We start from the raw sequence: 10,476 nt of genomic DNA on the forward strand, positions 1-10,476 counted from the left end.
GGGCGGGAACGCGAACGCGCCGGCGAGCGCCGCGGGCAGCACGAGGTGGCGGCGCATGCTCACCCGCCTTCCGCGATGCGCCGCAGTTCGGCGCCGACGCCCGTGAACGCGTCCGGGCCGACGGCCATCGCCCCGCCGAACACGTGCGAGATGTCGATGGTCAGGTACGTCCCGGCGGCCAGCAGCGCCGCCATCAGCGACAGCGGCACCAGGGTCATGCCGCGCGGCCGGGCGCCCGCCAGGAACGGCAGCAGCACGACCGCGGCGCCGGTCACGACGGTCACCGCGAGCAGTCCGCCGGGCGGTTCGGTGCGGGCGTCCATGGCGCGCTGGCGGCGGGCCGCGGAGATCTCGCCGAGGTGGCCGAGCACGGTGCCGCGCGCCTCCAGCAGCTCGTCGGAGGCGGAATCGACCGCGGTGACATGGCGGCGCATCTCCTCCAGCAGCGCCCAGCCGCGGGGGCTGAGCCGTCCGTCCTTCATGAGCCTCCATTCGGAGCCGCGTACCAGGTCGGCGTAGGCGCGCAGCCCCTGCTGGACGTGCCGCGCGTCGGCGTCGGGAAGCCGCGTCGCCGCCCAGGACGCCTCGGCGATCGCCTGGCTCTCGGTGTAGGTGTTGGAGCGCGCGGCGTCCGCGGACGTCCACGGCACGACGATGGCGATGGCGAACGCGAGCAGGAACAGCGCGGACAGCATCGCCCCCGTGTGGGAGGTCGTGGGGCCGTCGGGGTCGGGGTCGTCGATGCCGTGGCGCGTCCGCCGGACCAGCCGGCTCGCCACGATCACCACGGCGACCGCGCAGGCCGCGGCGGCACAGTAAACGATCATGTTCCTCCCTGGAAGCGGCCGCAATCACCGTGGGTGAGTGTAAATTCACGGTCGGTCGCTACCGGCCGGTTTCGCTCGAACGTCACCCGGAGGTGATGTGACCGCCCGCCCAGGGAAGATCAGCCTGTGCGCGGAGGGGAGTACGGCAGGGAAGTGGTGTCAGTTCTTGTGAAATAGGGTGTCTATGCCGGAAGATCTCCTGTAGCCAACCGGCTATGGCGGACGATTGATGGAACCGGCCTGAACGGGCGGGCGCGTGAGGGGAGACGGCGATGGCGCCGCAGGGAAAACTGGACCTCGACCCCGAGGCGGTGCGCACCGCCCGGCGGCTCGCCGCCCGGGCGGCCGAGCCCATCATCGAGATGGCGCGCTCCCACACCACCGTCTCGGTGGAGCGCGCGCTCCTGCGCCTGGCCGGGCTCACCGGGGCCGATGACGAGGGACGCCCCTGGGCCAACCACCTCGCCGACGCCGTGCGCGGCCAGGTCGGGCTGGAGCACGGCGTGGCCCTGCCGGTCTGGGACGCGCTGCTGAACGGCCCGTACGCCTCGCTCGCCGACCTCGCGCAGGCCGCCGCCCGGGGACGGGCGTCGTTCCGGCTGCCGTCGGGGACCGACGCCGCGCACGCCCGCAAGGCCGCCGGCGAGGCCGCCCGCGGCGGCATCGCCCGCATCGACCGCCGCCGCGCCGAGCGCGACCGGCTCCTGGCCGGGCTGCCGCCGCCCGACGCGGGGGACCCGCCCCGGCCGCTGGTCTACCTGATCGTGGCGACCGGCGACATCTACGAGGACATCCCGCAGGCGCAGGCCGCCGCCCGCGAGGGCGCCGACATCGTCGCGGTGATCCGCTCCACCGGCCAGTCGCTGCTGGACTTCGTCCCCGAGGGCGCCACCCGCGAGGGCTACGCCGGGACCTACGCCACGCGCGAGAACTTCCGGCTGATGCGGTCCGCGCTGGACGAGGTGTCCCGCGAGCTCGGCCGGTACGTGCGGCTCACGAACTACGCCTCCGGGCTGTGCATGCCGGAGATCGCGACGCTCGCCGGGCTGGAGCGCCTGGACATGATGCTGAACGACTGCATGTACGGCATCATCTTCCGCGACATCAACCCCCGCCGGACGTTCATCGACCAGCGCTTCTCCCGGCAGATCCACGCCCGCGCCGGCATCGTCATCAACACCGGCGAGGACAACTACCTCACCACCGCCGACGCGGTCGGGGCCGCGCACACCGTGACCGTCAGCCAGCTGCTCAACGAGCGGTTCGGGCACGAGGCCGGCCTCGCCGACGACCAGCTCGGCCTCGGCCACGCCTTCGAGATCGACCCGGCCGTCCCCGAGTCCTTCCGGCTGGAGCTCGCGCACGCCCAGCTCGCCCGCGAGCTGTTCCCCGCCGCGCCGCTGAAGTACATGCCGCCCACCAAGCACATGACCGGCAACATCTTCGCCGGCTACCTGCTGGACGCCTTCTTCAACCTCGCCGGCGTGATGACCGGCCAGTCGATCATCCTGATCGGGATGATGACCGAGGGCATCCACACCCCGTGGCTGTCGGACCGCGACCTCGCGCTGGAGAACGTCCGCTACGTCCGCGACGCCTGCGGGAACCTCGCCGAGGACTTCGTGCCCCGCCCGGACGGCATGCTCGTCCAGCGCGCCAAGCAGGTGCTGGCGGAGTCGGTCGAGCTGCTGGAGCGCATCGCCGGCGACGGCCTGCTCGACGCCATCGCCGAGGGCACCTTCGGCGTCACCCGCCGCGCGCCCGACGGCGGCAAGGGCCTGGACGGCGTCGTCCCCCGCGCCGAGGGATACGTCAACCCCGCCATCGAGATCCTCGACGCCGAGGACCCGCACGCCGCACGTTCCGCCGCCGGAACGGCCGAGCAGGAGGTGCCCGCATGACGGTCGAGAGCCCCGGAACCGGCACCCGGTCCCCGGCCGAGCCCGCCGACACGCGGCAGGTGATCCGCCCCTACGGCGACACCACCGGCGACGGCATGGTGCAGATGTCGTTCACGCTGCCGGTCCCCGCCGGCAAGCGCGCCGACGCCGCCGCGCTGCAGCTCGCCGCCAAGATGGGCCTGGACCCGGCCAGCGTCGTCCACGCCAAGCCGATGGGACCCGACTTCACCTTCTTCATCGTGTACGGGAAGGTCGGGCACCTGGTCGACTACGCCTCCATCCCCGTGCCGGAGGAGCGCGCCTACCCGCTGCTGACCTCGCAGGAGGTGAACCAGGCGATCCGCCGCGCGCTGAACCGGCGGCTGGTGGTCGTCGGCGCCTGCATCGGCACCGACGCCCACACCGTCGGCATCGACGCGATCCTCAACGTCAAGGGGTTCGCGGGGGAGAAGGGCCTGGAGTACTACCGCGAGATCCAGGTCGTGAACATGGGCGCCCAGGTCACCGTCCCCGAACTGGTCGAGCGCGCCAAGGCCGAGGACGCCGACGCCGTCCTGGTGTCGCAGGTCGTCACCCAGCGCAACGCGCACCTGCACAACACCAAGCAGATGGCCGCCGCCTTCCACGCCGAGTACCCGACCGCCGTGGCGGGCGGCATGGGACGGCCGCTGCTGGTCGTCGGCGGCCCCCGGTTCGACACCGTCGCCGAGGGCGACCTCGGCGTCGACCGGATCTTCGGCAAGGGCACCACGCCCGCCGAGGTCGCCAGCTACCTCGTGCACGCCCTGCTCCCCGGCGAAAACCGGCCGGGCGGCCCGCCGGACGACCAGGAGGACGAATCATGAGCGACCCGCGCGAGGGGCTGACCGTCACCCACCGCCGCTACATCCCCTACTCCCACGCCCACTACGCCGGGGACCTCGTCGACGGCGCCTACGTGCTCGGGCTGTTCGGGGACGTGGCGACGGAGCTGTGCATCCGCACCGACGGCGACGAGGGGCTGTTCGCCTCCTACTCCGACGTCCAGTTCCGCGCCCCCGTCCGTGCGGGCGACGTGCTGGAGACCACCGCCGTCCTCGCCCGCGCCGGCACCCGCAGCCGCGTCATGGACTTCGAGGCCCGCGTGGTGTGCCGGGGGCGTCCCGACAAGGGGGAGTCCGCCGCCGAGGCGCTCCCCGACCCGGTCGTCGCCGTCACCGCCACCGGAACGGTCGTCGTCGCCGCGCCCGGCGCCCCGCCATCTCCGGCGCGGTGATCGTCGATCTTCCGCCGGGAAAACGCCGCACACCGCGATCATGGTGCTGAACTGGAAGAACATGGAGTCGCCGCAGAACATGCGGCGGTTGACAAGGTGGCTGAAGCCGGTAGTTTTGCAGCAGTCCAGCACGGGACTCACCGATCGGCCGCCCGAGGCGCCGCCGGGCACCGCGCCACGACGGGGACGGGGATCACGCGAGTGGTCGACATCGTGCCCGCCAGAGCCAGCGCGGTGATCCGGAGCCGTGCCCGGGCGGAGCCGCCCGATCGCGCGGGGGGTTGGACCCGGGAAGGGCCCGGACATCCAGTAGAAAACGGAGCCTCGTTCTCACCGCCTGTGGGACGACTCCGGCCCGACGGATGTCGCGGGCCCTCTTCCGTGTGCGGCCCCTTCAGCGCGGACCTTCCGGCGCGGGCCCCCGGGGCACCGGCTTCCGGCACGCGCTTCCGGCACGGGCCCGGCCCGGCCCCGCCTCGCCCGCGCCGGGCCGTGGTCGCCGTCACGCCCCCGGCCCGGTAGCGTTCCCGGGAGGAACGAGGGAAGAGGTGGGGACGTGGCCCAGGAGACCCTCCCGGACCGGTCGCCGGCGGGCGGCACCGGCGCGGGGACGGGCGGCGGCCCGGACGCCCGGACGCGGCCGGGCCGGGCGGCCCGCCTGGGCCGCGGCCTGCGGCGCGGCGGCCGCGCGGGCTGGCCCCGCACCCTGCTGGCGGTGGCCGCCGGGCTCACCATGTGGCTCGCCTTCCCGCCCGCCGACCTCACGCCCCTCGCCCCCGTCGGCGTCGCGCTCTTCACCCTCGCGCTGCACGGCCTGAAGGCCCGGACCGGCGCCTGGCTCGGCTTCGTCGCCGGCGCCGCGTTCTTCATCCCCGTCCTGGAGGGCATCGTCAAGATCGGCCCGGACGCGTGGATCGGCCTCGCGCTCGTCCAGGCCGCGTACTTCCTGCCGCTGGGCGCCGGGGCCGCGCTGGTCACCCGGCTGCCCGCCTGGCCCGTGTGGACGGCCGCGCTGTGGGTCGGCGAGGAGCTGATCCGCGGCCGGGTCCCGTTCGGCGGGTTCCCCTGGGCGCGGCTCGCCTTCAGCCAGACCGCCACGCCGCTGACGCCCTACGCCTCCCTCGGCGGGGCGCCCCTGGTCACCTTCCTGACCGCACTGATCGGCGGGCTGCTCGCCGTCGCCGCCCTGGCCGCCTACCGCACCGCCCGCACCGCCCGCACCGCCCGCCCGGCCGGGCGCCGGACAGAGGACCCCGCCGAGGCTCCCGCGGAGGAGTTCGCCGGAGAACCCGCACGGGCCCCGGGCGGGGGCGGTGAGCAGCCGCCCCGGACACGCGCGCGGTGGCGTCCGCTGGTGCCCGCCGCCGCCGCGCTCGCCGTGATCGCGGCCATCGTGGGCGGCGGGACGCTGATCCCGACGCCCACGTCCGGCCGGCCCGTCACCGTGGCCGTCGTCCAGGGCGACGTGCCGCGCGTCGGACTGGACTGGCAGGGCCAGCGCAAGGCCGTCCTGGACAACCACGCCAGGGCCACCCACGAACTGGCCGCGAAGGTCCGCGCCGGCGAGGTCGCCCGGCCCGAGCTGGTGGTGTGGCCGGAGAACGCCAGCGACCTGGACCCCTACAGCGAACCCGACGCCTACCTCACCATCGACCGCGCGGTGAAGGACGTCGGCGTCCCGGTCCTGGTCGGCGCCCTCGCCGACACCCCCGACGGCGAGAAGATCGAGAACCGCGGCATCGTCTGGGACCCCGAGTCCGGGCCGGGCGACTACTACGTCAAGCGGCACCCCGTCCCGTTCGGGGAGTACCTGCCGTTCCGCGACGTCCTCACCAAGCTGATCACGCGGTTCGAGCGGATCCCGCGCGACTTCGCCAAGGGCACCCGCTCGGGCGTGATGCGGCTCGGGCCGGTCACCGTCGGCGACGTCATCTGCTTCGAGGTCGCCTACGACAAGGAGGTCCGCGACGTGGCGCCCGGGGCCCTCATGGTCGTGCAGACCAACAACGCCACCTACGGCAGGACGAGCCTGCCGCCGCAGCAGATCGCGATGTCGCGGCTGCGGGCCGTGGAACATGGCCGTACGATCTTGGTTGCCGCGACCAGCGGGATCAGCGCGATCATCGCCCCGGACGGGCGGGTGATCGACCGGTCCCGCGAGTTCGTCCCCGACATCCAGGTCGAGACCGTCCCGGCGCGGACGTCCACGACGCTGTCGGACCGGCTGGGCGCCGCGCCCGAGTGGGTGCTGGCCGCGCTCGGGCTCGGCGCGATCTGCGCGGCGGCATGGACGTCAGCCAGGAAGAACGAGGGGAATTGACACCGATGGAGATCCCAGCCGACCTCGGCCGGGTGCTCGTGATCATCCCGACCTACAACGAGCGGGACAACATCGAGGGCATCGCCGGGCGGGTGCGCGAGGCCGTCCCCTCGGCGGACGTCCTGGTGGTCGACGACGCCAGCCCCGACGGCACCGGCGAGGTCGCCGACGCCATGGCCGCCACGGACGAGCAGATCAGGGTCCTGCACCGCGAGGGCAAGGACGGGCTCGGGCCCGCCTACATCGCCGGGTTCCGGTGGGCCGCCGAGCACGGCTACGACGTCATGGTCGAGATGGACGCCGACGGCTCCCACCAGCCCGAGGAGCTGCCGCGGCTGCTGTCGGCCCTGGAGGACGCCGACCTGGTCATCGGGGCCCGCTGGGTACCGGGCGGCAAGGTGCGCAACTGGCCCAAGCGGCGCGAGGCGCTGTCGCGCGGCGCCAACACCTACGCGCGGCTGATGCTCGGCATCCCGCTGCACGACGCCACCGGCGGCTACCGCGCGTTCCGCGCCGCGACGCTGGACAAGATCGGCCTGGAGGGCGTCGACTCGCGCGGCTACTGCTTCCAGATCGACCTGGCGCTGCGGGCGCTGCGGCAGGGGCTCCGCGTCGTGGAGGTGCCGATCACCTTCGTCGAACGCGTCCACGGCACCAGCAAGATGAACCGGGACGTGATGGCCGAGGCGGCACTGCGCATCACCCAGTGGGGCGTCTCCGACCGCACCGGCCGCCTGCGCCCGCCCCGCTGAGCCCCTCGCGGACCTGGTCCGGCCGCCCGCGAATCAGGCTGCCGCAGGGGAAACGAACGGGGACGTCGTGGCGTTGTACAGGGTGAGGCTTTCGACGACCCCGAAGATGGAGCCATGCTGCCGCTGCTGATCGTCCTGGCGTTCCTGCTGGTGCCGGTCCTGGAGATCTACGTGCTGATCCAGGTCGGCCAGATGATCGGGTTCTGGCCGGCGGCGGGCCTGCTGGCCGCCCAGGCCGTCCTCGGTGCCTGGATCATCCGGCGGGAGGGCCGCCGCGCCTGGGGCGCGCTCCACGAGACCGTCCGCACCGGCGTCCTGCGCGAGCGGGAACTCGGCGACGCGATCCTGGTCATGGCCGGCGGTGTGCTGTTCCTAATGCCCGGTTTCCTGATGGACGTGCTCGCCGCCGCGCTGGTGCTGCCGTTCACCCGCCCGCTGTTCCGCCGGGCACTGTCGGCGTTCGCCGAACGCCGCATGAGGACGGCCGAGGCGCGGGCCGCCACGATGTTCCCACCCGGCTTCGGCGGCGCCGGATTCGACCCCTTCGGCCGCGAGCCGGGCCCCGGACGGGTGGAGACCCCGCCCGGCCCCGTCGTCCGCGGCGAGGTCCTCCACGACGACGACCCGACCCCCCGAGCCTGACCCCTCGCGCCTGACACCCGACGCCTGACGCCCTCCGCGCGTCAGGCGTCGCGTACGGCGAGCAGGACGCCGCCCGCCAGGAGGGCCACCGCCGCGTAGCAGGCCAGGACGCCGAGCCCCGGCCACGGGCCGATCGGCAGGCGGTCCAGGTCGCGGGTCGCCTGGACGGCCAGGCCCGCCGGCATCGGCGCGATCTTCTCGAGGCGCTCCTGCCATCGCGGGTCGCCGACGAGCCGGGTGATGACCGGGACGATCCACAGCAGCGCCAGCACGGCCGTGATCGCCGCCGCCTGCTCCCGGACGACCGTGCCCACACCGAGGGCCAGCAGCGCCACCAGGACCAGGTACAGGACGGTCCCGGCCGCCGCCCGCGCCGTGGAGCCGTCCAGCGGTGACAGGGGCGGGTAGCCGTTCGCGGCGGTGAACCCGTTGCCGGGCAGGATGCCCCGCCCCGCCGCCAACGACGCCAGCACCCCGGCCGACCCCGCGGCCGCCACCGCGGCCGCGACGACGGCGGCCTTCGCGGCCAGGACCGTGCCGCGCCGCGGGACGGCCGCGAACGTCGCGGTGATCGTCCCGGTGGCGTACTCGCCGCCGACCGCCAGCACGCCCAGCGCGACCGCGGCGACCTGTGCGAGCCGCACGCCCGACAGCGCCAGCCTCGGCGTGTCCTCCCGGCAGCCGGCCGGGCTCGGGCAGTGCGAGACGTCGACCGCCCCCGTCACCGCGGCGCCGGCCGCCACGGTGATCCCAGCCAGCGCCGCCAGGAGCCATATCGTGCTCGGCAGCGTGCGCAGCTTCGTCCACTCCGCGTGCACGGCGCGGGCCGCGCCGCCCCCTGCCCGGTGCGGGGGCAAGGCCCCCCGCACCCCCCGGTTCGCTTCGCTCATGAGTCGCGCCGCCTGACCAGGTACACCGCGGCGGCCAGCGCCGCCGCCGTGTACGCGCACAGCACCCCGAACCCGGCCCACGGCCCGATCGCCTGGTCGTACCGCGTCACCGTCTGCTGGACCGCGAACCCCGCCGCCGGGGTCAGGCGCTCCAGCCACCGCGCCGCCGACAGCGGCAGCGCCGTCGCCGCGATCTGCGGAACGAGCAGCAGCAGCAGCACCACCGTGATCGCCGGCGCGCTGCGGCGCACGATCACCGCGACCGCCAGCGCGAACACGGCGATCACACCGAGCAGCGCCCCCGTGCCGAGGACCGCCCGCAGCACCGTCGCGTCCCACAGCGGCGGGGGCGCCACGCCGTTCGAACGCAGCAGCGGCCCGGACAGCAGCATCGCGCCGAACGCGGCGGCCAGCCCCGCCGCGAGCGAGACCGCTCCGATGACGATCCCCTTGGCGGCCAGCACCCGGCCGCGCCGCGGGGCCGACGCGAACGTCGTGCGCAGCGTCCCGCGCCGGTACTCGGCCGTCACGAACAGCACCGCCAGCGCGACGATCGCGGTCTGGCCGACGAGGACGCCGGTGAAGGTGGTCTTGGTGGCGTCGTGGGCGAACTCGTTGGGCCCGATGTCGCCGAACCCCGAGAGCGTGAACGTGCCGCCCGACCGCGTGCGGCCGTGGCCTCCGGGGTCGGCGGGCCCGCCGGGGGCGCCCCGGTCGCGCCACGCCGCGCCCTGACGGGTGGGGGACACCGACACGTTGTCGAACGTCGCCGTGGTGCCGACCGGCTCCGCGGAGACGCTCTCGGAACCGAATCGCCGCTCCACCTGGATCTCGTCCCGGACGGCGACGAACATTCCCGCCACCGCCGACCGTCCCGTTCCTTCCAGCCGCACCGACCCGACGCGGCGCCAGGCGCGGCCGTCCGGCGACTCGTACCCGGTCACGGTCGTGCCCGAGCGGGTCAGCCGGAGCCAGCGCGGCGCGCCGCCGGTCCCGCCGCCGTCCCCGTCGCCCCGGTAGCCGGTCTGCAGCCGGACGCCGTGCCCGGGGGTCACCATCAGCGCCGCGTAAGGGGATCCGCGCTCGGCGCCGCCCCGGATCATCAGCCCCGCCTTCGCCCACGCGCCGCCGCCCTGCTGCGACGTGACGCGGGCGACCACGGTGCCGTCCCCGTCCAGCGGGCGGTAGGTGAAGTGGCCCATGTCGAAGATCTCCTCCTGGGCCGGGGGGGCGGTTCCCTCGCCGGTGCCCGATGACACGCTTCCCGCGGCGGTCAGCAGCGCGACGAGCAACGTCAGCGCGACCGCGGCCACGAGCGTCAGCACCCAGCGGGGGACGGTGCGGAGCTTGGTCCACTCGGCCAGCAGCAGCCGCCCGAACCCGTCGCGGGCCTTTGCCTGGACCGTGCTGCGGTACGACGCCGGCGCGGTCACGGGGCCTCCCGGCCGGTGACGGCCTGGAACTCCACCGCGTCCCTGGTCAGCTCCATGTACGCCTCCTCCAGCGACGCGCGGTGCTCGGAGATCCCGCTGAACCCCGCCCCCGCCTCGTTGAGCAGCCCGATGATCCGCTCGGCGGCCAGGCCGGCGACGGTCACCGTGTCGCGGCCGTTGGCGGCCACGGTCGCGCCCGCCCGCGCCAGGACCGTCATCACCTCCTGCCGCCCGGACGTGCGCACCTCGACGCGCCCGCCCGACGCGGCCTCCAGCAGGTCGGAGACGCTGGTGTCGGCGATCAGCCTGCCGCGCCCGATCACCACCAGGTGGTCGGCGCCGCCCTCCAGCTCGCTCATCAGGTGGCTGGACACCAGCACCGCCCGCCCCTCGTCCGCCAGCGACCGCAGCAGCCCCCGGATCCAGGCGATGCCCTCGGGGTCCAGCCCGTTCACC

9 protein-coding genes and 1 pseudogene are annotated in these 10,476 nt (G+C 74.6%); 6 read left to right on the top strand and 4 right to left on the bottom strand.

Annotation, left to right across the window (positions count from 1 at the left end; all coding sequences use genetic code 11):
- Window positions 1-59 precede the first annotated feature (59 nt).
- Entirely contained in the window at window positions 60-827 is a 768-nt protein-coding gene (locus E1281_RS31680) for a DUF4239 domain-containing protein (protein ID WP_131883392.1), read from the bottom strand.
- Between the two features lie 272 nt (window positions 828-1,099).
- Between E1281_RS31680 and E1281_RS31685 the strand changes: the two genes are divergently transcribed.
- From E1281_RS31685 to E1281_RS31710, 6 genes are all read left to right on the top strand, one after another.
- Entirely contained in the window at window positions 1,100-2,728 is a 1,629-nt protein-coding gene (locus E1281_RS31685; protein ID WP_131883393.1) for a lysine 5,6-aminomutase subunit alpha, read from the top strand.
- Window positions 2,725-3,573 carry an OAM dimerization domain-containing protein gene (locus E1281_RS31690; protein WP_131883394.1) on the top strand — a complete coding sequence of 283 codons (849 nt, stop codon included), beginning with the start codon at window positions 2,725-2,727 and terminating at the stop codon, window positions 3,571-3,573. The genes E1281_RS31685 and E1281_RS31690 overlap by 4 nt, the downstream gene beginning before the upstream one ends.
- Window positions 3,570-3,983: a hotdog fold domain-containing protein gene (locus E1281_RS31695; RefSeq protein ID WP_131883395.1), complete on the top strand. Its 414-nt coding sequence runs from the start codon at window positions 3,570-3,572 to the stop codon at window positions 3,981-3,983. Before E1281_RS31690 ends, E1281_RS31695 begins: the two co-directional genes overlap by 4 nt.
- Before the next feature lie 556 nt (window positions 3,984-4,539).
- Window positions 4,540-6,303 (top strand): apolipoprotein N-acyltransferase, encoded by a 1,764-nt coding sequence (lnt, locus tag E1281_RS31700; protein WP_243717633.1) that lies wholly within the window; start codon window positions 4,540-4,542, stop codon window positions 6,301-6,303.
- A gap of 5 nt (window positions 6,304-6,308) precedes the next feature.
- Complete coding sequence (locus E1281_RS31705) at window positions 6,309-7,055, top strand: polyprenol monophosphomannose synthase (RefSeq protein ID WP_131883396.1); 747 nt, start codon at window positions 6,309-6,311, stop codon at window positions 7,053-7,055.
- A gap of 114 nt (window positions 7,056-7,169) precedes the next feature.
- A complete protein-coding gene (locus E1281_RS31710) occupies window positions 7,170-7,697 on the top strand; it encodes an FxsA family protein (protein WP_165959196.1) in 528 nt (175 codons plus the stop codon).
- 41 nt (window positions 7,698-7,738) lie between these two features.
- Here the strand turns inward: E1281_RS31710 and E1281_RS31715 are convergent, their stop codons facing one another.
- The 3 genes and pseudogenes from E1281_RS31715 to E1281_RS31725 form a co-directional block, all read right to left on the bottom strand.
- Window positions 7,739-8,587 (bottom strand): ABC transporter permease subunit, encoded by an 849-nt coding sequence (locus E1281_RS31715; RefSeq protein ID WP_131883397.1) that lies wholly within the window; start codon window positions 8,585-8,587, stop codon window positions 7,739-7,741.
- Window positions 8,584-10,020 (bottom strand): ABC transporter permease subunit, encoded by a 1,437-nt coding sequence (locus tag E1281_RS31720; protein WP_131883398.1) that lies wholly within the window; start codon window positions 10,018-10,020, stop codon window positions 8,584-8,586. Before E1281_RS31720 ends, E1281_RS31715 begins: the two co-directional genes overlap by 4 nt.
- Window positions 10,017-10,476 (bottom strand): annotated as a pseudogene (locus tag E1281_RS31725) (ABC transporter ATP-binding protein); the annotation flags it as partial. The pseudogene E1281_RS31725 and the gene E1281_RS31720, both read right to left, overlap by 4 nt.

Source organism: Actinomadura sp. KC345 (assembly GCF_004348515.1).
GTDB lineage: Bacteria > Actinomycetota > Actinomycetes > Streptosporangiales > Streptosporangiaceae > Spirillospora.

What these genes read in the sequence shown, in the direction of transcription:
- E1281_RS31690 (WP_131883394.1), top strand. Translation starts at nt 2,725, where the DNA reads ATGACGGTCGAGAGCCCCGGAACCGGCACCCGGTCCCCGGCCGAGCCC.
- E1281_RS31705 (WP_131883396.1), top strand. Translation starts at nt 6,309, where the DNA reads ATGGAGATCCCAGCCGACCTCGGCCGGGTGCTCGTGATCATCCCGACC.
- E1281_RS31680 (WP_131883392.1), bottom strand. Translation starts at nt 827, where the DNA reads ATGATCGTTTACTGTGCCGCCGCGGCCTGCGCGGTCGCCGTGGTGATC.
- E1281_RS31715 (WP_131883397.1), bottom strand. Translation starts at nt 8,587, where the DNA reads ATGAGCGAAGCGAACCGGGGGGTGCGGGGGGCCTTGCCCCCGCACCGG.
- E1281_RS31685 (WP_131883393.1), top strand. Translation starts at nt 1,100, where the DNA reads ATGGCGCCGCAGGGAAAACTGGACCTCGACCCCGAGGCGGTGCGCACC.
- E1281_RS31695 (WP_131883395.1), top strand. Translation starts at nt 3,570, where the DNA reads ATGAGCGACCCGCGCGAGGGGCTGACCGTCACCCACCGCCGCTACATC.
- E1281_RS31710 (WP_165959196.1), top strand. Translation starts at nt 7,170, where the DNA reads ATGCTGCCGCTGCTGATCGTCCTGGCGTTCCTGCTGGTGCCGGTCCTG.